Here is a 22,560-nt window from a genome sequence, read left to right as displayed (position 1 = left end):
TACCAATAAAACGATAAATATGAATATGCGCTTTAGCCCCTTGTTCTTCAAGAATAATTAATCAATAAAGTGCTTTTAGAATCGCATCACCCTGATAGATCATAATGAAGATCAGGAAAACCACGAAAAGCATCGGCAAAACGATGGACATTTTCAGTGACTTCTTCTCATGACCCAGGTGCATGAATTCAGAAACGATATAATACGCTTTTACAATTGTCAGAGCAATAAACACAATAATTCTTACCCATTTATGCTCATGAGGCACTGTAAATGCAATAGCAAATTCAATGGCGGTGATAGCTGCCAAATACCACATCACCTTCAAGAAATTCTTGACTTTAGCTTTATTAACCGGCTTAACCTCTACTTGTGAAGTTTGTTGTTCCATTTTGATAGGTTGTTAATGTGTTTATACTAAGTAAAAGAAGGTGAATACAAATACCCATACCAGGTCTACAAAGTGCCAGTAAAGACCCACTTTCTCTACCATTTCGTAATGCCCTCGTTTCTCAAAGACTCCTACTGTTGCCTGGTAGAAAATGATGAAGTTGATAACTACCCCACTGAATACGTGGAAACCATGGAATCCGGTAATGAAGAAGAATAATGCCGCAAAGTTTGGTGGACCATATTGGTTTTGAGAAAGTCCTGCACCCTGGAAAAAGTTTCCAACAGCATTCATTGACATATCAGATCCATGAATGAAGTGACCCCACTCCCATGCCTGACAGCCCAGAAACGTTAAACCACCCAGGATCGTCCAAAGCATCCACTTCTCAACGCCTTTTCTATCCATACGCTCACCAGCCTCTACCGCCAATACCATTGTCACACTACTCACGATCAATATGAACGTCATGAGTCCAACGAAAACAAGTGGTGCACTATCAATGCCAAGTGCATGCATTCCTGGGAATGCTTCAAATACTTTTTCCGGAATCGGCCAATACTCTTGCGAGAACTTAAAATCAGCAACAGCACCTGCGTATGCCGGGTGACTGAATCGGATCAATCCGTAAGTGATCAATAATGCGGAAAATGTAAAGGCATCTGACAGGAGGAAAAACCACATCATCAGTTTGCCATAGCTTGCCTTCATAGGTGAAACACCACCCCTCCAGATATTTTTTCCTTTTTCTTCTACTATTACAGCCGATTCAGCCATTATTTTAGGTTTTAGGTTTAATTATTGAAAATCAAAAATAAGTATAAATACAACCAAAGTCCACCAAGAAAATGCCAGAAAGTGGTACACATTTCTATTCGCACCATGCTCTTTGAATGAACTTTATATTTAAATGCTTTTGCCAACACAATCAACAGAAAAATCACTGCTCCAATTAAGTGAACAACATGCAATCCTGTGAATATGTAAATAAATGAACTAGCCGGGTTGCCGACAAAATGATATCCTCCATCAACCAGTTGACCCCATGCTTTCAGCTGCCCTACGATAAAGGCTAAAGCCAAAATACCGGTCACAGCCAATCCTATGCGTATATTCTGAATGTTGTTACGCTTTGCTGAAATATATGCAAAGTGCATGGATACACTACTCAAAATGATGATTGCGGTAGTCCATTTAAACAAAGGTGGAAAATCAATGTAGATCCAGTCTCCAACCGATTTCTTAACGATGTATGCACTCGATAACGAAATGAATATCATAATCACCGACACCAAAAACAGCCACATGGCAAATTTTTGAGGGTGCATGGATCGTACCTTACCTGCTTCTATCTCTCCTGTCATAGCTTATCAATTAAAAAGGTTATTTGCACAATAGGTAAGTAGATGAATGAACCAAACATGATGCGTCTGGCTTTTTGGTTAGATGTATCTTTCATGAGGCTGAAGGTGGTTGCTAAAAACAATACCCCACAGACCGTAGCTACTACTCCACTGGTAAGGCCCGTAAGTCCAAAGATCGTAGGAAGTAGCCCTAGAGGTAACAAGAACAAAGTATAGACCATAATGTTAATAGCTGTACTTAAATCCTTTGCTCCTCCGCCAGGTAACAGTTTAAAACCTGCTTTTTTATAATCCTCGTCAGAAACCCAAGCAATCGCCCAAAAGTGTGGGAACTGCCAGATAAACTGAATACCAAAAATGATCATAGCTTCATATGACAACACTCCACTTGCAGCTGCCCATCCAATTAATGGAGGTAAGGCACCAGGAATAGCACCAACGAAAACCGCTATAGATCCTACTCTTTTCAACGGAGTGTAAACAAAGGCATAAAGAAGTAAGGATAGAAATGACAATGCTGTTGCCAGGATGTTGGTAGCGAGTAGCATTAACACTAAACCGGCAATGCCTGTTAATACACTAAACCATACAGCCTCTGTTTCAGTAATTCTATTGGAAGGTAATGGGCGATTCTTCGTCCGATTCATAATCGCATCGTACTTCTGTTCGATTACCTGATTGATGGTAACAGATGAACCTGAAACCAAAAAACCGGCTGTCAGAAAAACAATGAAGCTACCCCAATTCAAAACAGACTGATTGGCCAATGCATAGCCAAATCCGGATGAAAAAACGACTAAAAAGGAAAGACGAGGTTTTAGTAATTCATAATAAGCGCGTGCCTTCTCAGAGGTGCTAATATCGATATGTGAAACGGCCGTATTCATTTCTCGAATTTGAGTCGCAAAGTTAAATAAAACAGCAGGCTAAAGATGCCCACAGCAAGAATTAAATGCAGGGGTTGAATCCAAAACGGAAAGTCGAAACGAACCATTGCAATGCCTGCTATCATCGCCATAAAGACCAGCACAACCAACTGCATAGATCGCTGAATAAGCCATCCCTCACCTGTTTTGCGAGCAAAATAAAACATGCTTACTACTCCTATGAGAATAAGCCATGAATAAGATCGATGAATATAAAAAGTGGATGAAAGATAACTAGCCCATTCACTTTTTCCAGTTGTGGACACCAGCAAGTCATCTATAACGCCTCTTACCTCAGTCCCAAGAATAATCTGTGGAATAAATAGCATGGTGGTAAGCAACCCAATGATAAATAGAGGTTTATGCTTTAAAATCTTCAATTCTCTCACCTTCACATTCATCCAAATCAACAATGCAACGATCAACAATGCGAGCAGCATATGAAATGTAATAAACCCATGTAAAAGATTTGTAGACACGACCAATGATCCAACCCAGCCCTGAAAGCCTGTCAAAATGAAGATGGCTACTCCCATAATTGGAATCCAAATAGAGTTTTTTCGAAAGGAGAAGGAAAAAATCATATTCAGGAAGACCAGGAGTCCAATCAACACACCGACGAGTCTATTAATATACTCAATCCATGCTTTGGTCGCATTGAATTCATGCTCCACCAAAACTGATGGATCTTTAGTGATTCTTTCACTCAACTCTTCATAGCCTAGTTTGCTAAACAAACCCGATAGTCGTTCGTTTTTTGCTAATCGTTGTTCGCGAAAAACATCCTGATAATTTTCAGGTAGCGTTTCAGCGTTGGTAGGCGGAATGTATGAGCCAAAGCATTTCGGCCAGTCCGGACATCCCATGCCTGCCCCCATCACACGCACAATGCTCCCCACCAGGATCAGTACGAATACTGATCCCAGTGTGATTGCATTGATTCTTAAAAAATTCTTTTGATTAATTAGCTTTCTCAACTCCTGTCAAATCTTCATCCTTCGTTAGCTCATTCTCGTGCTCAAGGTTAGATTCAGGAGTGTGTGAGTAAGGTACTGTTTGCGGAATGAAATCATCTTCTGCTCCGGGCTTACTGTAATCGTAAGGCCATCTGTATACCTTCGGTATCGCTCCAACCCAGTTTCCGTGTCCAGGAAACCGTGGTGTTGTCCATTCCAGCGTATTGGATTTCCATGGGTTTGCTGGAGCCAACTTTCCTCTCCAGATGGAGTAGAAGAAGTTGAACAAGAAGATAAATTGTGCTGCAAAAGTTAAGATTGCAGCGACACTTACAAGCGCATTCAAATCTCCGTAAATATTGAATGTCTCAAAAGAGGTAAATGAATAATATCTCCTTGGGAATCCTGCAATCCCGATGTAGTGTAGCGGGAAGAATACCAGGTATATTCCAATGAAAGATAGCCAGAAGTGTACTTTACCCAATCTGTCGTCCATCATTCGTCCAAAGAACTTAGGGAACCAGTGGTAAACACCAGCCAATAGTCCAAAGAATGATGCACTACCCATTACCAGGTGGAAGTGAGCTACCACGAAATAGGTATCATGCAAGTTGATATCCAATACTGAGTTTCCAAGGAAAATACCAGTCAATCCTCCTGAAATAAAGAAGGATACCAAACCGATGGAGAACAACATGGCCGGTGTGAAGACGATATTCCCTTTCCACAAAGTGGTGATATAGTTAAATGCTTTAATCGCTGAAGGTACCGCAATCACCAAAGTAAGAATGGTAAATACAGATCCTAAGAATGGGTTCATTCCTGTCACGAACATATGGTGTGCCCAAACAATAAATGAAAGGAATCCGATACCCAACATGGATCCAATCATCGCCTTGTATCCAAAAATTGGCTTACGTGCATTTGTTGCGATGATCTCCGATGTGATTCCAAGAGCCGGAAGGATTACAATGTAAACCTCAGGGTGACCCAGGAACCAGAACAGATGTTGATAAAGGATTGGACTTCCACCAACATTTGGTAGTGCCTCACCTGCTATGAAAATTTCTGATAAGTAGAAGCTCGTTCCGAAAGATCTATCGAAGATCAGGAGCAAAGCTGCAGATAACAGCACTGGGAATGAAAGTAATCCAAGAATTGCAGTTATAAAGAATGCCCAGATTGTCAAAGGTAATCTGGAGAAAGACATCCCTTCTGTTCTTAAGTTGATGACTGTTGTGATGTAATTAATACCGCCAAGAAGAGACGAGGCAATGAATAATGCCATTGACACTAGCCATAATGTCATTCCCAAACCTGAACCCTGGATGGCCTGTGGAAGCGCACTCAATGGAGGATAAACCGTCCATCCACCACCTGCAGGACCTGTTTCAATGAATAATGAAATGAACATTACCACACTGGATGCAAAAAAGAACCAGTAAGAGAGCATGTTCATAAATCCGGAGGCCATATCTCTTGCACCAATCTGAAGTGGAATCAAGAAATTTGAGAAGGTACCACTTAAACCAGCCGTTAGCACGAAGAATACCATGATGGTTCCGTGCATGGTTACTAAGGCAAGATAGAATTCTGCATCAAGTTTACCAGCTTCGGTGATCCACTGCCCAAGCATCGGTCTCAACCATTCCAGACTCATTTCCGGAAATCCTAGTTGCAATCGGAAAATGATTGAAAGTCCACCTCCAATCAGTGCCCAGAAAATTCCTGTAATCAAGAATTGCTTCGCGATGGTCTTGTGATCAGTCGAGAAAATATACTTGCTTACAAACCCCTGCTCATGATGCTCATCGTGGTGATCATCATGAGACAAATCTTCCTGAAGTTGTATATCTGTTACTGACATATGATTTTATTTTGAACTGCTTGCAGCAGTTGTAACTTTTTGTTCTTTCTCAATGTTTTCGATTCCAGCAGCAATTTTTGCAGCTTCTTTCAAATCCTCAGGCACCTGGCTGATGTAATCAGGATTTTGCTTTAGGAATGTATTTTCCTGATTCTCTTTGTACCATGAATCATACTCATCCTGATCCAGCACTGTAATAATACCCTTCATCCCATAGTGGCTCTTCCCACAAATCTTGTTACATACCAGCTCGTAATTAAATTCAGGATTTCCAGTAATCTCTCTCATTTCAGCTGTGCTCACCGTTGGTGTGAACCAAAACTGAGTTGGCATCCCCGGTACAGCATTCATCTGCATTCTAAAATGCGGATTATAAACACTATGGATGACATCCCTTCCTCTAATCTTTAATAATACTGGCTTATCTTTTGGAAGAACCAATTGAGTCGGCATAAAATCATCGTGACCACCTTGATCTGATAAGTCTATTCCCATTGAATTGATGGCATCAATTTTTCTGAAATCATAATCTCCCAACTGCCCATCCTTACCAGGGTACCGAAATGCCCATGCATACTGATATCCCATAACTTCTACGATTTCCGCATCCTCCGGAGCAGGTCCTGTAATTACATTCCACTGTTTCAAACCTGAAATAATCAACCATGCCAATACCACGGCTGGTACCAATGTCCAGATCATCTCCAGTTTATTATTGTGTGGGTAGTAGTGAGCTTTATTGCTTTCTTTATACCGGTATTTAAAACCAAATCCAAAAAGGAAGATTTGAGTGATGATAAATACTGCTACCGTGATCCACATAGTAATCCAGAAAAGATTTTCTGTAATTACCGCATGCTCAGAAGCAATCGGTAAATTATAGTTATCGTATTCTGTGATTGAAAAATAGAAGAACCCAGCTATTCCTCCAATCAGGAACAACAACATCAATACTCCCTGAAGACTGTTGTTTTTAGAAACGTAACCTTCACTCTTTTTCTTCTTTACAACACCAACTAAGGTAGTGACACGGTAGGCTGTGAATATCACAGCAAGAATTAAAACGACCGCTAATACTATTATTAAATTAAGCATAACCTATCCCTCACTTATTAAATATGATGATGCAAACTTTCTTTTAACATTGGATGGTTCTTCGCGAATAGAGGCGCTTTCGAAAGTGCATTGTAAGTCACATATAAGAAAGCGCTCAAGTACACGAGAATCAACCCTATCTCAAGGAATCCAAAGCCTCCATTGTCTCCTACAGTTCCCGGCGAAACCATCATGTAAAAATCCAGCCAATGACCGAATACTACCGCAGGACAAACCACCTTTAGAATTCTTGTATGTCTCTTCGCATCTCTAGTCATAAGAACCAAGAATGGGAAGAAGAAGTTTAGAATTAAATTGATATAAAATACCGGAGCATAATGATCGTCTTTCCATCGCTCCAGGAAGTACACAGTCTCCTCAGGAATGTGTGCATAATAAATCAACAAAAACTGGGAGAACCAGATATATGTCCAGAAAATGCTGAATGCAAAAACAAACTTACCAAGATCATGGATGTGGTTTTCATTTACTACGGACAGATACCCTTTATCCTTCAACATTACTACGATGAATAGTGTAAGTGCCAAACCAGCTACCCACCAGCTGGCAAAAGCATACCAGCCAAACATGGTACTAAACCAGTGCACATCGATGGACATGATCCAATCCCATGCTGCCATCGAAGAAGAAACGGCAAAGAATACAAGGAAAATAGCCGAGATCTTTCTCATTTGATACCACTTGGTAGTACCACCCTCTATATCCTCAGATAACGCAAGAGATTTTAGTTTTCTGAACAACAAGTACCATACTCCGAAAAAGATTACTAATCTGCCAATCCAGAAAATTGGAAATGCACCACCTTCAAGTGGCCAGAAAAAGTAAGGCGCCTTGCCTTTTACGATATCATCTCCTCCGTTCTCTGCATAAAGGTCTGCGTGTGTCCAATGGAAAATATCGTGTCCGCCGATCATGAATACCACTAGCATCAATACAAATGCAATCGGTAGCCAGTTTCCAAAGGCCATTGGGATACGCTTAATCCCTGTGGCCCATCCAGCCTGAGAAGCGTACTGTATGGCAAAGAAGAAAACACCAATAATTGCGAGACCTGCGAAGAACACATTGTTGATCCAAAGGTTGGATAATACTCTTTTTACAGATAAGCTACTTCCATGATGTGCTTCATCACCCCCTTCTTCACCGTGTGAATCACCATGATCTTCAGCGGCATATGGTTCCTCTCCGTGCCCGTCTGACACTACCTCTGAATGATCTCCGCCATGACCTCCGCCATGATCACCTGAACCTAATGTAAAATAGCCAAGCACAGAAAGTACTAATCCCACCAATAAGGTAATGATTAGTCGTTTCTTCGCAGTAGCAGTAAATTCAAATCTTTCTTCTGATACCATGAGTAGTGTTAATTCGACTTTTGCAATTCTTTAACGTAACGAGCGATTCTCCATCTGTCCTCAGGACTAACTTGTGAACCATGAGCACCCATCAAACCTTTTCCATAAGTAATCACATGAAAGATGTGACCCTCTGTAATTTCTAAATATGCAGCTCCATTCAAATTCGCCACACCGGCATATTTCTCCGCAACTAGTCCGTCAGCATTTCCTTTTGCCCCATGGCAATGCTTACAGTAGCTATCGTATAGTGCCTTACCTTCCTTTACAACGCTTTCATTTTCAGCAGTAAAAGGACTTTCCAAAGTTTGAGCAGCTAATTCAAGATCATCAATTGTCATTCTAACCGGAAGCGCCTCTCCCCTTCTTACCGTGTTGGCAACCGGCTCACGCATGTTCATTTTGAACTTGTTATAGGGGTTGGAGTTGTAAAACTCTCCATGACCATCTTCTTCATTTGAATCTAGCCAGGATCCTTCGTCCTCATTTGTGATTTGAGTCAACGGCTCATATGGAGTAGAATGGTACATCTGGGGGGCATATTCCAATCCAGTGTCATCCACACCAGCAGCACATGAAGCCAATACAGCCCCAATCGTGATAATTCCTAAATATCTAAATGTCTTTAGCATCATTATCAATCAAACTTTTTATTATTAACCTCAGTAGCTCCACTGCCTTGCAATACCTTTTTAATGTCTGCTTCTGATTTGTCATTTCTATCCAAATCAATGGCCATTACGTGCTTATCATCTGTAATTCTGATATCGTAGATTCTTGGTTTTCCCCACGGTTTCAAATTAGAGATTACAAAAAACGTCCCAACCATACCAAATGACGCCAGCAGAACAGTCATTTCAAATGTAACAGGTATAAAAGATGGGATAGGAATGTAATCCTTGCCCCCTATGATCATCGGCCAGTCGATACCCATCATACCCACCATCATGGTCAAAGCCAGGCAAGTTCCGGTAATACCAAACATGAAAGCGGCTACTGAAAGCCAGCTTCTTTTATATCCTAAAACTTCCTCTATTCCATGAACGGGAAATGGTGAATAAACCTCTTCGATTTTCACACCGGATTCGCGGACGTTTTTGATGGCATCCATCAAAACATCTTCATCGTCATAGACGCCCAATACGTAATTCGTTCCTTGAGACATATCTTATCTATTTACGCCGACTTAGACGGCTTTTCACCTGTTGCTTTAATAATACTCTTAACCTCAGCCATGTTGATTACAGGGAAGAACTTCGCGAATAGGAAAAACGCTGTAAAGAACAAGCCAAACGTGAACACATACACGCCGATATCATACATTGTTGGGTAAAACATCGCCCAACTGGATGGTAAGAAATCTCGGTGTAGTGAGGTCACTATAATTACAAATCGCTCGAACCACATTCCAATATTTACAATGATTGAAATGATGAAGGTTGCGGCCAGATTTGTTCGAATCTTTTTGAACCAGAACAGCTGTGGTGAAATCACATTACAGGTCATCATTGACCAGTATGCCCACCAGTAAGGCCCTGTTGCCCTGTTTATGAATGCGTATTGCTCCGCCTCTACTCCTGAATACCATGCAATGAAGAACTCAGTGATATATGCAATACCCACAATTGAACCAGTGACAATGATGATGATATTCATCAATTCGATGTGCTGGATCGTAATGTAATCTTCCAGCTTGTACACCTTTCTAGTCACAAGTAGAAGAGACAATACCATGGCAAATCCAGAGAAGATCGCTCCTGCCACAAAATATGGAGGGAAGATTGTAGTGTGCCATCCCGGAATTACCGAGGTAGCAAAGTCAAAGGATACAATGGTGTGTACAGAAAGTACCAGCGGAGTAGCAAGTCCTGCTAATACCAGTGACACAGTTTCGTAATGTGCCCAAGTCTTGGCTCCACCTGTCCAGCCGAAACTAAGTGCTCCGTAAATGGCTTTTGAAATTTTGTTTTTAGCTCTATCTCTGATCGTAGCAAAATCTGGAATCAGACCGATATACCAGAATACAAGGGAAACAGAGAAATACGTTGAGATCGCAAATACATCCCACAATAATGGCGAGTTAAAGTTTACCCAAAGCGATCCGAATGTGTTTGGAAGCGGTAGTGCCCAGTAGAATCCCAACCATGGTCGACCCATATGAAGAACCGGGAACATTGCCGCACAAATCACAGCAAAGATGGTCATTGCCTCCGATGCTCTGTTGATAGACATTCTCCATCGCTGACGGAATAGTAAGAGTACTGCCGAAATCAGCGTTCCTGCGTGACCAATACCTACCCACCACACGAAGTTGGTGATATCCCAGGCCCAGCCTACCGTTTTGTTAAGACCCCACATTCCAATTCCATCCCAAAGGGTGATCGCTACTGCATACCCCCCGGCCAGGAGAAGTGCTAAAGAGACTGCCATGGCTAGCATCCATGTAATGGATGGTCGCTCCTCTACTCTTCCAGCAATATCCTCAGAAACATCGTGGACGGTCTTTCCACCTGTAACTAAGGGTATCCGTACTTCTGATTCTGCGTGCATTATGCTTCTATTTTATCGTTGTTGTCTTTGTTTCTTACTTTGGTCAAGTACCATACGTTCGGCATCACTCTCAGCTCTTCAAGCACATGATAGGCCCGATCTTCCTGAGCTTCCACACTCTTCTCTTTGTACTTTAATTTCAATGTCTTGGAAATTCTGCTTTCCGGATCTTTCATATCTCCGAATACCAAAGCATCCGTCGGACATGATTTCGCACAAGCAGTTTGAATTTCACCATCAACAGGTCTTCTGCCCTCTTTCTTAGCATCCAACTTACCAGACTGGATTCGCTGAACACAGAACGTGCATTTCTCCATCACCCCTCTGGCTCTTACAGTAACATCCGGGTTCAGTACCATCTTACCTAAGTCGTTATTCATTGGGGTATTAGTATCGAATTTAGCATTGTCGTGGTACTTAAACCAGTTGAAACGACGTACTTTATAAGGACAGTTATTCGCACAGTATCTTGTACCAATACACCTGTTATATGTCATTTGGTTTAGCCCCTCGCTGGAGTGTGTAGTAGCCGCTACCGGGCATACTGTCTCGCACGGTGCACTGTTACACTGCTGACACATCATCGGCTGGAAAGTAACTTCCGGATTTTCAATCGCGGCGAGCTCTTTCTGCTTCACTTCCATCAAATTCTTATCATCAGCAGTCAACTCATTTTCAGGTCGTTCACTGTAGTATCGATCAATTCTGATCCAGTGCATCTCTCTACGGTTCAGCACCTCTTCCTTCCCTACGACCGGAATATTGTTTTCTGTCTGACATGCCACGGTACATGTTCCACAACCTGTACATGAGTTCAGGTCGACAATCATTCCCCAGTGGTGATTCGGATACTCATGTCCTTTCCATAGCGAAACCGCATGTGGTCTTACTTTGGAACCATCAGCTTTCGAGATCATGGGGAAATTTCTTCCCGCCTGAGGATCTTTTTGGTATTCACCAAGTGTCGTTTCCTGGATGACTGTTTCTCTTCCTGCGTAAGTCTGACTTGTTTGTGTCTGAGCTACTTTTCTTACTTCACCAGTAAGCTCCATGCTAGCTTTTCCACTGTATCGTAAACCATCAGCAGAACTGCTAACCAGCTGATAAGCATTAACTCCTACACCATTTCCTACTTTACCAGCTTTAGTTCTTCCATACCCTATGGCTAAACCTACCGTTCCGTAAGCCTGTCCTGGCTGAGGGATCACTGGAGCAGTTACCGACTTACCATTTACAGTAAGGGTAGCTACCTTATAATCCATGTCTCCACCTTTTACAGCCCAGTCATTTTCACGAGCAAGCTTTGGTGAAACAGTAAAGTAGTTATCCCAACAAGCTTTAGTGATCGGGTCAGGCATTTCCTGCAACCATGGGTTGTTAGCCTGAACACCATCACCTACTGAGTAATTGGTGTATAGTGCAAGCTCAAGTCCGTCAGACTTGGCAGAATATCCTTTCAGATTTCCAGCTACCACCACAGGATCTACAGTGACTGTTTTCGTTACAGCAGGTGCATCTACGTTATAAATACCATCGTGGAGGCATTTATCAAAAAACCTGGTTACATCTCCATCAGCGAATGGCTGCCATCCTTCTTTAACAAATTCGTAATAAGATGCATCATTGTCAGCCCATCTCAGGAAAGATTCCTGTGCCTGACGTGTGTTGAAAATATTTTTGATAGTTGGCTGTGAAAGCGTAAAGTGACCAGTTACCGGCTCAAAGTCATTCCATGACTCCAGGTAGTGATGATCAGGAGCAACATACTTCACTGAGCTGGATGTTTCATCCATTCTGTCAGTGGTAGAAATAGTAGTCTTGACTTTTCCTAACGAAGAAACCAACTGCGCCCCCATTGGGTGATCATAAGCAGGGTTACAGTTGTAGAAAATGACTGTTCCTACATTCCCACCTTTTACATCACTCACAAGTTGTGCGAAAGAACTGTCACTCCCTTGTCGTGTATTGATGCTTTTAGTCAGGTCAATCGTTGCTCCATAGCTTTGAAGTAAATCGTTGATGGCAATGACAAGGAGCTGAACGTTCTTATCATTAGACCCGCTCACCACAACTGCTTTGCCTCTGGATTTCCACAGATCATTTGCAGCTTTCTCAAGCATAACAGAATCTTCCAATCGAGCTACGCCTACTGTGGCTGCTCCTGCTTTCTGAGCAATCAGGTTGTAAAGGTTAGCCACGTAAAGTCCTTCTTGAGAAGGCTTAATTGGCTGTCTGTAATCAGCATTTGATCCAGTCAGTGACAGGTTAGACTCAAACGTATAAAGTCTAGACATTTCTTTTTTGTCAGGACCTAATTTTCGTGTAGAAGCAAATTGCTTATTGTTTACTGCCTGATTTGGCCAGTTGCCAAGGAAATCAGCAGTTATAGAAACAATCGTGCTGGCTTTTGAGAAATCATGCAATGGAAGACTTCTAGCACCTGTTGCTTCTCCATACGCATCAAGCAATCCGCTCATAGAAACCGGATCATACTGCATGTGATCTACTACACCATATTTATCTCTCAATGCCTGGATTGCCCGAGCAGTGCTTGGGCTACAGTTTGAGTAAGAAACGATGGTAATCTTTCCGGCATTAGCAGCCAGCTCTGATTTTATCCTGTTATCGATGGTTTCCCAATCAGTATCTTCTCCTGCAATCTTTGGGTTTTGAAGTCGCTCCTGATCATAAAGGGATAATACTGAAGATTCAACCTGGGTGGTTGTTCCTCCCTCACTGATCATGGAAAGGTCATTGCCTTCAATTTTGATTGGTCGACCTTCTCTTGTCTTCACAACTACTGAAGCAACATCGCTTCCCATAGCGTAAGTGGAAGCATAATAGTTTGCAACTCCAGGGTCTACATCGACTGGCTTATTTACATATGGGATTGCTTTTCTTACTGGCGCCTCACACGCTGCTAAGGAAACAGCAGCCACACCAAAGCCCATCATTTTAAGAAAATCTCGACGAGAAGGTTCTCCATTATCACCTCCGTTGATTGGCAAATAATCCGGGAATTCTTTTGAAGCTCTATCTTGGAAATCCGCTGTGTTTTCCAGTTGCTCCAACCCTTTCCAGTATTTCTTAGTTTCTTTCATTTCGTTTAGATCAGCTGTTTTCGAACATTAATAGTGACACTTGGAGCATTCTAACCCTCCGATATCTTCAACCTTCATCGGCTCCTTGCTCTGCTCAGAGTGAAGCTTCACAAGCTTGTCGTAATATTCGTTTCCTTTCGTATTTACATCTGTTTCTCTGTGACAGTTGATACACCATCCCATGGTCAGATTTGAGTATTGATACACAACTTCCATTTCCTGAATTGGGCCATGACAAGTTTCACATTCCAAATCTGCCACCTTTACGTGTTGAGAGTGATTGAAGTAAGCCAAATCAGGAAGGTTGTGAACCCTTACCCATTCAATTGGCTTAGTATTCGTTCCATAGGTCTGAGTATCAGGATCGTAATCAATCGCTGCGTAGATTTTTGCAATTTCCTCAGATACACCATCCTCGCCACCTACATTTTTAATCTGTGAGTGACAGTTCATACAAATGTTAGGAGATGGAATATTTGCAGATTTTGACTTTCTGACTCCTGTGTGGCAGTATTGACAATCGATTTCATACTGACCAGCATGAAGCTCATGAGAAAAAGCGATTGGTTGAGTCGGTTGATAGCCCTGCTGAACACCAATTGTAAATGCACCATCAATCAGTGTCTTTAAAACGATAATGGTAAATATAAATATCACCATGCCTACGAAGGAATTGCTTTTCAGGAAGGCTCCCAGCTCGAATTGCTGATCGACGATATCCTTCTCTGCTTCATCTAGGTCTTTTACATCTTTTAAATGTTTCGTTAATGTCCTAACTGCAATCAATAGCGCAACTACTGCGAGCGCGAGAACAACTATTAAAATAATAATGACTGCCAATAAATAGGCAGATGAGACTGAGTCACCCTCTCCTGCATCACCTGCTGCGGTTACAGCTACTTCTTCTTGTGGCGGGCCGGCTACAGTTTCTGCCTGAATGTAAGCAAGCAACTCCATCACCTGATCATCCGTAAAAGGATAAGCTGGCATGGCAGTTTTGTTATACTCTTCCCAGAGCGCAACCGCCTCTTCATCGCCTGCAGCGATCATAGCTTGTGAGTTTTTGATCCAGGAGTTTAACCAGTCAATGGAGCGTCGCTCATAAACTGCATTCAATGCAGGACCAATTCGGGTTTCCCAAATTTGGTGACACTGAGTACAGTTGGCTTTGAAGGTAGATTCTCCCGCAGCGATAACGCTTTCTTCGGTGGGAATTTCCTGAGCTTTGATGCTCAGGGTAAAGAATATTCCAAGAGTTACACTTAAGAATATTCGGGTCAAATTCGGTGTTGTTTTAAACATGTATTCCGATGGCTTGAAATCAAACGGGTACAAAAGTAACATGGGGTTGCTTGTTTTTCAAAGGTGGGTATTAACCCCATTCCCACCTCATATACCTGACTTTCGTAAAGCAATGATAGTCAATATTTTAAGAATCATAATTTTCCCAAAAATCACCTTATTTAGAATAATTTTAAATAATCAAACAGCATTGCTTATTTGAGATTTCCTACAGGGTCAGTATTTTCCCTGAGGTTATTATTCAGGTAATCGTATATAAGTTGATGAATGGTGGGCCTTACATTGAGATTGTAAAGGGCTCGATAGGTCCTGGATGGGTATACCCGGTTAGCCAAAAAAATGAAGATAAGCTCATTTGTTGGATCGGCCCAAGCAAGCGTTCCGGTATATCCTGTATGCCCATAACTTTGGAAACTTGCATCCTTTGCGACACTGCTTCTAATCGAGTCATATTCCAATAAAGGTTTATCAAATCCGAGTCCTCTCCTGTTTTCATTGTTGGGGTATTGTGTAGTTGTGAATAGCTGGATCGTTTGAGGGAGAAGAAATTGAAGAGAGTCTACCTTCCCGTTATTCAATAACATGTGAAAAACCTTCGCCAGGTCTGAAGCATTACTGAACAACCCAGCATTTCCAGAAATGCCCTGCATCATAATAGCTCCTTCATCATGAACTTTTCCATGGATAGGCTCCATCCTAAAGAAGGTATCTACCTCTGTTGGTACGATCTGGTTTAGTTTGAACTGCTCTAGTGGATTGAATGTGAGTGTTTCGGAACCAAGAGATTCATAAAAGTTTGCCTTTAAATAGTCCTGATAAGATGTGTCGGTTAGGTTTTTTACTAGCTCTGGGATCAGATAGAAAAATAATCCTGAGTATCGGTATTTCTTTTCTTTAGAAACTTTGGTCTTTCTGATCATCTTTTTGATTTTCGAATAGAAGTCACTATGCAGGTAGAGACTATCTGTCAATGGGAACGAGTAATCTTCATCGATCTCATTTGTTACTGTCTTGTTTCTAAAAGTCCCATTTTTCCTTCGTGCCTCTAAATGATAAGGGATCCAAGGATATAACCCTCCCTGATGAGTAAGTGCTTCCCTAATCGTAACGTGCCCAACTCTTCTCCCTATTTTATCAATGTAATCACCGATCGGGTCATCCAGATTGATCAAGCCATCCTCATACAGTTTCATCATTGCCAAGGTTCCTCCCACTACTTTGGTTACAGAAGCCAGATCATAAATATCATTTACTGCCACCCTTCTTGTAGAGTCATAAGTATGGTGTCCATATGATTTCAGAAAAAATACACTATCTCCTTTGCTGGCATAAACCACGCATCCAGGGAATGCCTCAGCCCTGATTGCTTCAAAAATGATACTATCGATATTCTGTTGGAGTGAATCATAGCTCTGGCCATTAACGAAAACGATTGCAAAAAAGAAAACAGAGAATAACGTATGTCGGAGATTTTGCATGTTCTATTTTTGATGCTTAGTACGTTTTACTGATGCAGCAAACTAAATATTTCATAATTGATTTCGATAGCACATTTACACAGGTGGAAGCACTGGATGTACTGGCCGAAATTGCACTCAAGGATAACGAAAATCAAGCGAAAGCTATCCAGGAAATAAAGGATATCACCGATCAGGGGATGGAAGGTGGTATGTCTTTTCGGGAGTCGCTAAAAAGAAGGGTAGAAATACTACAGGCCAATAAAAAACATCTTCCGGAATTGGTGGATCGGTTGAGCTCATTGGTTTCTCCTTCATTCAAAAGGAATACAGAATTCATAGAGAAATACAAAGAGCAAATTTTCATTGTGTCGAATGGCTTCAAAGACTTCATTGTCCCGATCGTAAAACAACATGGTATCAAAGAAGATCATGTATTTGCTAATGAGTTTGAATACGATGACCGTGAGAATATTGTAGGCTTTAATGAGAAAAATATTCTTTCTGGAAATAATGGAAAACCCAAGCAAATTGAGAGTTTAATGCTGAATGGTGAGGTCTTTGTTTTGGGGGACGGCTACACCGACTATGAAATAAAGAAAGCAGGACTAGCTCATAAATTTTACGCGTTTACGGAAAATGTGCGACGCGAAAAGATTTTAAGTGAAGCGGATCACGAAGCTCCCTCGCTGGATGAATTTCTATTTACCCAAAAGCTGGAGCGAGCACATTCATATCCAAAAAATCGAATCAAAGCACTTCTTCTGGAAAACATTCACGGAGGTGCCATCAATAAATTAAAGCAAGAAGGATATCAGGTAGAAGTACATCCAGCTGGCATGACGGAGGATGAACTGACGGAAGCCATTAAGGATGTAAGCGTTCTTGGCATTCGCTCAAAAACTCAAGTCACAGAAAAAGTCTTAAAGAATGCAAAACGATTGCTTTCTGTGGGCGCATTTTGCATTGGCACCAATCAGATCGATCTAAAAGCTGCATTGAATAAAGGGGTAGCTGTCTTCAATGCACCATTTTCTAATACCCGATCAGTCGTCGAGTTGGCACTGGCTGAAATTATTATACTGATGAGAAATCTGCCCGATAAAATAATGCAAATGCATCAGGGTAAATGGAACAAGTCTGCAAATGGCAGTTTCGAAATAAGGGGAAAAACACTAGGGATCATCGGCTATGGCAAAATTGGCTCGCAGCTTTCTGTGCTCGCCGAGTCAGTAGGCATGAATGTACAATACTTTGACCTGGAAGAAAAGCTCGCTTTGGGTAATGCAAACCCGTGTCCCACCCTTGAACATTTGTTGCAAAGCTCAGACGTAATTAGTGTTCACGTAGACGGAAGAGAGGAAAATAAGTGGATGATTGGATCAGAGGAATTTGACCTAATGAAGGATGGTGTTGTTTTTGTCAACCTCAGTAGGGGCCATATTGTCGATATTGAGGCACTTAGGAAAAACATAGAAAAAGGTAAAATTCATGGAGCGAGTGTGGATGTGTTTCCCGAAGAACCTTTGAGCAATGATCACCCATTTGAGTCTCCGCTTATGGGCTTGCGAAACACAATTTTGACCCCTCATGTGGGTGGTAGTACACTTGAAGCACAGGAAAATATTGCTGATTTTGTGCCTTCTAAAATCATTGAGTACATCAATACCGGATCTACCACCAATAGCGTCAATTTCCCGAACATCACCTTACCAACTTTGAGTCAGGCACACCGATTTATACACATTCATAGGAATGAGCCGGGGATTCTTGCAGATATTAATAACATTCTGGCCAAACATGGCATCAATATTGGAGGACAATACCTGAAAACCAATGATACGATCGGGTACGTTATTACGGATATAGATAAGAACTATCAAGAAGACGTAATAAAAGACCTGAAATTGGTTCGAGGTACCATAAGATTCAGAGTTTTATATTAAGTTTAAAGCAAATTTTAGTTAAAACCACCCAACCGAAAGAGCTTATTTTAACGTTTATAAGCTAAATTGTAGAGAATGAGTTACCCGCTTAATTGGAAATCGCTTAATACAAGGGAAGAATTCAACCGTCTGGTAGAGGATTCAAGGGAAAAACCTGCGCTTATTTTTAAGCACCGACCCTCTTCTCCTGAAAGCACACAGGCACTGGAAAAACTGGAGAGAGAGTGGACAATCTCACCTGAAAACCTCGACTTATATATGCTGGACGTCATGAAAGACAAGGACGTCAATGAAGCCGTAACAGAAATGGCAGGTGTAATCAATGAATATCCTCAAGTTTTGCTTTTCGCTGATGGGGTGACCATGTACGATGAATCCAGAGAAATGATTAACGTCAAAAAAATTCGTCTGGCCCTGAAAATTATAAACAGGACATTTAAGTGGATGGAAACGCGAGTCTAAGTGGAACCCTTTTCGTCATTTAGAAATTATATTGCTCTTTAGTTTAAGAGCTTTTTTTATGTCCAATAAAATCTACTTTACTCCAGGTCCTGCACAGCTTTTCTACACTTTTGAAGAGCACCTGAAACGAGCCCTATTTCAAGATATCCCATCGATATCCCATCGCAGTAGTACATTCATTAAAATTGTATCGGAAACGAATGAAGCACTGCGTGAATTATTGAAATTACCTGATGGGTACAATATTTATTTTATCAATTCAGCCAATGAAGCCTGGGATCGCATAATTCAAAACCTGGTTGAACAAAGCTCCCATCATTTTGTGAATGGAGCTTTTAGTAAGAAATTTTATGATTTTGCTCTGGAGCACGGCAAGAAAAGCACTTGTATGGAAGTTGGGGATGGTCAGGCATTCGATAACTGGGGGGTGCCTGAAGAAGCAGAACTAATCGGTATAACTAAGAATGAGACCAGTGTTGGTTATAGTTTCACAGAAGATGAAATTGCGTCCATCAGAGAAAATAACCCAGACAAACTCATTGCCCTTGATATTGTAAGCGCATCTCCATCACTACCGGTCAATTTCTCCAATATAGACACAGCATACTTTTCTGTTCAAAAAGCATTTGGACTTCCTCCGGGTTTGGGAGTATGGATTGTGAACGAAAAGTGTCATGAAGTAGCTTCAAAAAGAGCCCAAACAACTTCACTTGGTTCGTATCGCACATTACCTAACCTCAAAAAGTTTGGCGACAAAAATCAAACACCGGAAACACCTAATATGCTGTTTATCTATCTTCTCGGGAAAATTGCTCAAGACATGATTCAGGCAGGCACCCAGCGATTACACAACGACACTACCTATAAAGCAGCTATCCTAAATCAGGCCGTAGAAGATCACCCCCATTTATCCCATTTTGTTCAGAGCCAGAAACATCGATCCAAAACCACGATTGTAGCAGCAACAGACCGTGCTGATCAGTTCGTCAGATACTTCGAGAAAAAAGGCATAATCCTGGGAACAGGATATGGTAAGCACAAGGAAAAGCACATAAGAATTGCCAATTTCCCCACACATTCCAAAGAATCAGTAGAAATGCTTTGCGATTCAATTTCAGAAGTGAAATAATATTTCGTTTATGTGAAACTTTTTACTTCATTCCGAGTATTATTCTTAAACATGATATTTTTTATAAAAAATATTTTGATTTTAAGATTTATATCATGGTCAAAATAATATTGAACCATACCTTTGCATTTAAATAAACACCCAAAACGTTGATCGCACCACTTAAAAAAATAATCGTCTGCCTTGATCATACAGATATGGATCAGGAGCTCATTGAAAATGCCTGCAGCATTAGCAAGATTGCCGGCACTACTCAGATCACCTTTCTAAATGTGATTCGTGAGTTCAACATGCCTGAGGCTGTATTAAAGGAATTTCCTCATTTGATGAACCGAGCGCTGGATGAAAGAAAAGAGGAAATAAAGGGTCTAATTGACAAACATTTTAAATGTGATGTACCAACCAAAATCATGGTACGTCAGGGTGGTGAAACCAAAGAAATCTTAAGGGCTGCTGATGAAATCAAGTCTGATTTAATCATTCTTGGTAAGAAAAAGGTGAGCGACTCGGTACTTAGTACCCGGGTGGCAAGACGGTCTCCGTGCAACATGCTGATCATCCCTCAGGGATCAGATCTAAAATTTGATAAGATTTTTATTCCTGTAGATTTTTCTGATTATTCTTCACTTTCGCTAAAGCGTACATTAATGTTCACCGAGAAGTTGAAATCAAAAATATACCTTCAGAATGTTTATCAAGTTCCTTCAAGCTATCGCTATTCTGGCAAAACTTATCAGGAATTCGCAGAGATCATGAAGGGTCATGCCAGTAAAGACTTGGAGGTGTTAATCAAAAAGGTGGAAAAAAATTCGCAGGAATTAATTCCAGTGTGTTCTTTAGATAAAGACGGAAAGATCGTGGACCTGGTGATCAAGGAGGCGAAAAAGAAGAATATAGATCTAATCGTGATGGGCGCTAAAGGTAGAACCACCACCTCTGCCCTATTCATAGGTAGCAAAGCAGAACGAATGATCAGAATGAATGACGCTATCCCGTTGATGATTATTCGCAAGAAAGGCGCAATTGCAGGAATTATTGAAACGCTGAAGGACGAACTAACTTCTTAATTTATCTAGTAGCGTATTGAGGGTATCAGCTTCTTTTTCAGAAAGTTTGTTGTTGGTATTTTCCCATTCATCCATCCTCACATCCATTTCTTTCAGCAATCTAAGCCCCACGTCAGTAATGTATACATCTACTGCACGGCGGTCATTCTTGCATTGACTTCTTTTTACCAGTCCTTTTTGCTCAAGTTTATCTACTATCCTTGAAGCATTTGAGCTCTTGTCCAACATCCTTTCAATCAATAAATTAACAGTGGCTGGCTTAGGGTGCTGACCTCTCAGTATTCTTAAGATATTATATTGAGGGGTTGTAAGTCCATTAGACTTGAAAAGTTGAAGGTGTTGCTGCTGCAACCATGCGCTGGAAAAAATAATATTGATAATCGCTTTAGCGTACTCACTTTTAAAGGTCTCCTGCTTGATATCTTCTGCTATACCCATAAAATCAAATTAAATACAATTACATTAAATGTAACAACATTTTAACTAACAAGTTGCGAAATCAAATAATTTCAATGCGAATTTAAACCTTCGATTAACTTTATCATCTAAGTTGGGAATCCACCTGAAAACAATTTGGAAGAACAGATCATAGCGAAGATCCGGGAAGAGGAAACCCGTAGTTACGGATTTAATCTGTTGGTGCGAGAGTATCAGGAGAGGGTATACTGGCACGTAAGAAAAATGGTGATTGACCATGATGATGCGGATGATCTCGTTCAGGAAATCTTTGTGAAAGTTTGGAAGAATCTCGGAAAGTTCAGGGAAGACTCAAAGATTTACACCTGGATTTATCGAATAGCAACGAATGAGTGCCTGAACTTCCTGAAAAGAAAAAAAAGACGCTTTTTCATGCCCATTCACGATCTGGAGGGAGAGCTGACAGAAAAGCTTATCAGCAGTGTTGAACCTAGCGGTGATGAGGTTCAGATGAAGTTGCAAAAGGCACTTTTGAGACTTCCAGATAAACAACGAATGGTGTTTAACATGAAATACTTTGATGATATGAAGTTCTCAGATATTGCAGAAATTACAGGAACCTCTATTGGGGCACTCAAAGCGAACTATCATCATGCAGTGAAAAAAATTGAAGATTTTATCAATGAGGATTAAACCTTCAAGAAGAAACGACATCTAAAGAATACGTAATGAAACATAAACTGGACGATATAGACAAAAAAGAGGTATTTAAAGTACCAGAAGGGTATTTTGAGGGTTTGCCGATGAGAATTCAAAAGCGGGTTGATTCTGAAAAGCCAGTGACGAGACAACAGTTTACCCCCAAATGGGGCTTAGCCCTGGCTGCATCCATTGCCTTGGTTGTCACTTTTGTTTTTGTTTTATACAACAATGGTCCATCCCCTGAAGATATGTTAGCAGAAATCTCACAAGATGAGCTAGTTGCTTATCTGGAGCTGATGGAGCTTGATGAATATGAAATTGCTAGTGCATTTGATGAAGACATGGAAATCTTTGATAAAGAGGATGCCAATATTCTGGATGGTATAGACCTGGAGGAGGATGCCATTGATGATGTACTATTGGAATATGATTTAGAAGACGAATATTTATAG

The 22,560-nt window shown here is 41.1% G+C and carries 21 protein-coding genes; 6 read left to right on the top strand and 15 right to left on the bottom strand.

The annotated features are described in order from the left end of the window. Positions 1-61 precede the first annotated feature (61 nt). From ACP14Y_RS17545 to ACP14Y_RS17480, 14 genes are all read right to left on the bottom strand, one after another. Positions 62-391: a cytochrome C oxidase subunit IV family protein gene (locus ACP14Y_RS17545; RefSeq protein WP_424964198.1), complete on the bottom strand. Its 330-nt coding sequence runs from the start codon at positions 389-391 to the stop codon at positions 62-64. A 21-nt stretch (positions 392-412) separates the two neighbouring features. Further along, positions 413-1,168: a cytochrome c oxidase subunit 3 gene (locus ACP14Y_RS17540; protein ID WP_424964197.1), complete on the bottom strand. Its 756-nt coding sequence runs from the start codon at positions 1,166-1,168 to the stop codon at positions 413-415. A 17-nt stretch (positions 1,169-1,185) separates the two neighbouring features. Then, on the bottom strand, positions 1,186-1,755 hold the full coding sequence (locus ACP14Y_RS17535) for a cytochrome c oxidase subunit 3 (RefSeq protein WP_424964196.1): 570 nt from the start codon (positions 1,753-1,755) through the stop codon (positions 1,186-1,188). Further along, positions 1,752-2,642, bottom strand: coding sequence for a heme o synthase (cyoE, locus tag ACP14Y_RS17530; protein ID WP_424964195.1), 891 nt, complete (start codon positions 2,640-2,642; stop codon positions 1,752-1,754). Before cyoE ends, ACP14Y_RS17535 begins: the two co-directional genes overlap by 4 nt. Continuing rightward, positions 2,639-3,658 carry a COX15/CtaA family protein gene (locus ACP14Y_RS17525; protein ID WP_424964194.1) on the bottom strand — a complete coding sequence of 340 codons (1,020 nt, stop codon included), beginning with the start codon at positions 3,656-3,658 and terminating at the stop codon, positions 2,639-2,641. The genes cyoE and ACP14Y_RS17525 overlap by 4 nt, the downstream gene beginning before the upstream one ends. Further along, entirely contained in the window at positions 3,642-5,504 is a 1,863-nt protein-coding gene (locus ACP14Y_RS17520; protein WP_424964193.1) for a cytochrome c oxidase subunit I, read from the bottom strand. Before ACP14Y_RS17520 ends, ACP14Y_RS17525 begins: the two co-directional genes overlap by 17 nt. Before the next feature lie 6 nt (positions 5,505-5,510). Beyond that, positions 5,511-6,599, bottom strand: coding sequence for a cytochrome c oxidase subunit II (locus ACP14Y_RS17515; RefSeq protein ID WP_424964192.1), 1,089 nt, complete (start codon positions 6,597-6,599; stop codon positions 5,511-5,513). 17 nt (positions 6,600-6,616) lie between these two features. Continuing rightward, entirely contained in the window at positions 6,617-7,975 is a 1,359-nt protein-coding gene (locus tag ACP14Y_RS17510; protein WP_424964191.1) for a quinol:cytochrome C oxidoreductase, read from the bottom strand. An 8-nt stretch (positions 7,976-7,983) separates the two neighbouring features. Next, the gene (locus ACP14Y_RS17505; RefSeq protein ID WP_424964190.1) at positions 7,984-8,610 is read right to left on the bottom strand and encodes a c-type cytochrome; all 627 of its coding nucleotides are present in this window, start codon (positions 8,608-8,610) and stop codon (positions 7,984-7,986) included. Between the two features lie 2 nt (positions 8,611-8,612). Then, positions 8,613-9,140, bottom strand: coding sequence for a DUF3341 domain-containing protein (locus ACP14Y_RS17500; protein WP_424964189.1), 528 nt, complete (start codon positions 9,138-9,140; stop codon positions 8,613-8,615). 11 nt (positions 9,141-9,151) lie between these two features. Further along, positions 9,152-10,525, bottom strand: coding sequence for an NrfD/PsrC family molybdoenzyme membrane anchor subunit (gene nrfD / locus ACP14Y_RS17495; RefSeq protein ID WP_424964188.1), 1,374 nt, complete (start codon positions 10,523-10,525; stop codon positions 9,152-9,154). Beyond that, on the bottom strand, positions 10,525-13,626 hold the full coding sequence (locus tag ACP14Y_RS17490; RefSeq protein WP_424964187.1) for a TAT-variant-translocated molybdopterin oxidoreductase: 3,102 nt from the start codon (positions 13,624-13,626) through the stop codon (positions 10,525-10,527). The genes nrfD and ACP14Y_RS17490 overlap by 1 nt, the downstream gene beginning before the upstream one ends. Positions 13,627-13,653: 27 nt before the next feature. Continuing rightward, entirely contained in the window at positions 13,654-14,970 is a 1,317-nt protein-coding gene (locus tag ACP14Y_RS17485) for a cytochrome c3 family protein (RefSeq protein ID WP_424964186.1), read from the bottom strand. 152 nt (positions 14,971-15,122) lie between these two features. Beyond that, the gene (locus tag ACP14Y_RS17480; RefSeq protein WP_424964185.1) at positions 15,123-16,406 is read right to left on the bottom strand and encodes a serine hydrolase domain-containing protein; all 1,284 of its coding nucleotides are present in this window, start codon (positions 16,404-16,406) and stop codon (positions 15,123-15,125) included. Between the two features lie 32 nt (positions 16,407-16,438). On the opposite strand from ACP14Y_RS17480, the gene serA reads away from it, so the two are divergent. From serA to ACP14Y_RS17460, 4 genes are all read left to right on the top strand, one after another. After that, positions 16,439-18,331, top strand: a complete 1,893-nt coding sequence (gene serA / locus ACP14Y_RS17475) for a phosphoglycerate dehydrogenase (RefSeq protein WP_424964184.1) — start codon at positions 16,439-16,441, stop codon at positions 18,329-18,331. A gap of 75 nt (positions 18,332-18,406) precedes the next feature. Next, positions 18,407-18,793, top strand: coding sequence for a monothiol bacilliredoxin BrxC family protein (locus ACP14Y_RS17470; RefSeq protein WP_349567419.1), 387 nt, complete (start codon positions 18,407-18,409; stop codon positions 18,791-18,793). Between the two features lie 58 nt (positions 18,794-18,851). Beyond that, positions 18,852-19,922 (top strand): aminotransferase class V-fold PLP-dependent enzyme, encoded by a 1,071-nt coding sequence (locus ACP14Y_RS17465; protein ID WP_424964183.1) that lies wholly within the window; start codon positions 18,852-18,854, stop codon positions 19,920-19,922. 149 nt (positions 19,923-20,071) lie between these two features. Continuing rightward, positions 20,072-20,989, top strand: coding sequence for a universal stress protein (locus tag ACP14Y_RS17460; RefSeq protein WP_424964182.1), 918 nt, complete (start codon positions 20,072-20,074; stop codon positions 20,987-20,989). Here the strand turns inward: ACP14Y_RS17460 and ACP14Y_RS17455 are convergent. Further along, positions 20,978-21,427, bottom strand: a complete 450-nt coding sequence (locus ACP14Y_RS17455; RefSeq protein WP_424964181.1) for a MarR family winged helix-turn-helix transcriptional regulator — start codon at positions 21,425-21,427, stop codon at positions 20,978-20,980. The two genes, ACP14Y_RS17460 and ACP14Y_RS17455, sit on opposite strands and share 12 nt — an antisense overlap. A gap of 135 nt (positions 21,428-21,562) precedes the next feature. On the opposite strand from ACP14Y_RS17455, the gene ACP14Y_RS17450 reads away from it, so the two are divergent. Both ACP14Y_RS17450 and ACP14Y_RS17445 read left to right on the top strand, forming a co-directional pair. Then, on the top strand, positions 21,563-22,099 hold the full coding sequence (locus tag ACP14Y_RS17450; RefSeq protein WP_424964180.1) for an RNA polymerase sigma factor: 537 nt from the start codon (positions 21,563-21,565) through the stop codon (positions 22,097-22,099). Positions 22,100-22,134: 35 nt separating this feature from the next. Continuing rightward, entirely contained in the window at positions 22,135-22,560 is a 426-nt protein-coding gene (locus ACP14Y_RS17445) for a hypothetical protein (RefSeq protein WP_424964179.1), read from the top strand.

This window comes from Ekhidna sp. (assembly GCF_965247405.1).
Classification (GTDB): domain Bacteria; phylum Bacteroidota; class Bacteroidia; order Cytophagales; family Cyclobacteriaceae; genus Ekhidna.
This window is presented reverse-complemented; position numbering and strand designations above follow the sequence as displayed.

Coding starts and splice junctions, on each gene's coding strand:
- ACP14Y_RS17465 (WP_424964183.1), top strand. CDS start 18,852: ATGTCCAATAAAATCTACTTTACTCCAGGTCCTGCACAGCTTTTCTAC.
- ACP14Y_RS17490 (WP_424964187.1), bottom strand. CDS start 13,626: ATGAAAGAAACTAAGAAATACTGGAAAGGGTTGGAGCAACTGGAAAAC.
- ACP14Y_RS17455 (WP_424964181.1), bottom strand. CDS start 21,427: ATGGGTATAGCAGAAGATATCAAGCAGGAGACCTTTAAAAGTGAGTAC.
- ACP14Y_RS17470 (WP_349567419.1), top strand. CDS start 18,407: ATGAGTTACCCGCTTAATTGGAAATCGCTTAATACAAGGGAAGAATTC.
- ACP14Y_RS17485 (WP_424964186.1), bottom strand. CDS start 14,970: ATGTTACTTTTGTACCCGTTTGATTTCAAGCCATCGGAATACATGTTT.
- ACP14Y_RS17510 (WP_424964191.1), bottom strand. CDS start 7,975: ATGGTATCAGAAGAAAGATTTGAATTTACTGCTACTGCGAAGAAACGA.
- ACP14Y_RS17520 (WP_424964193.1), bottom strand. CDS start 5,504: ATGTCAGTAACAGATATACAACTTCAGGAAGATTTGTCTCATGATGAT.
- ACP14Y_RS17505 (WP_424964190.1), bottom strand. CDS start 8,610: ATGATGCTAAAGACATTTAGATATTTAGGAATTATCACGATTGGGGCT.
- serA (WP_424964184.1), top strand. CDS start 16,439: ATGCAGCAAACTAAATATTTCATAATTGATTTCGATAGCACATTTACA.
- ACP14Y_RS17445 (WP_424964179.1), top strand. CDS start 22,135: ATGAAACATAAACTGGACGATATAGACAAAAAAGAGGTATTTAAAGTA.
- ACP14Y_RS17540 (WP_424964197.1), bottom strand. CDS start 1,168: ATGGCTGAATCGGCTGTAATAGTAGAAGAAAAAGGAAAAAATATCTGG.
- nrfD (WP_424964188.1), bottom strand. CDS start 10,525: ATGCACGCAGAATCAGAAGTACGGATACCCTTAGTTACAGGTGGAAAG.
- cyoE (WP_424964195.1), bottom strand. CDS start 2,642: ATGAATACGGCCGTTTCACATATCGATATTAGCACCTCTGAGAAGGCA.
- ACP14Y_RS17545 (WP_424964198.1), bottom strand. CDS start 391: ATGGAACAACAAACTTCACAAGTAGAGGTTAAGCCGGTTAATAAAGCT.
- ACP14Y_RS17535 (WP_424964196.1), bottom strand. CDS start 1,755: ATGACAGGAGAGATAGAAGCAGGTAAGGTACGATCCATGCACCCTCAA.
- ACP14Y_RS17480 (WP_424964185.1), bottom strand. CDS start 16,406: ATGCAAAATCTCCGACATACGTTATTCTCTGTTTTCTTTTTTGCAATC.
- ACP14Y_RS17515 (WP_424964192.1), bottom strand. CDS start 6,599: ATGCTTAATTTAATAATAGTATTAGCGGTCGTTTTAATTCTTGCTGTG.
- ACP14Y_RS17500 (WP_424964189.1), bottom strand. CDS start 9,140: ATGTCTCAAGGAACGAATTACGTATTGGGCGTCTATGACGATGAAGAT.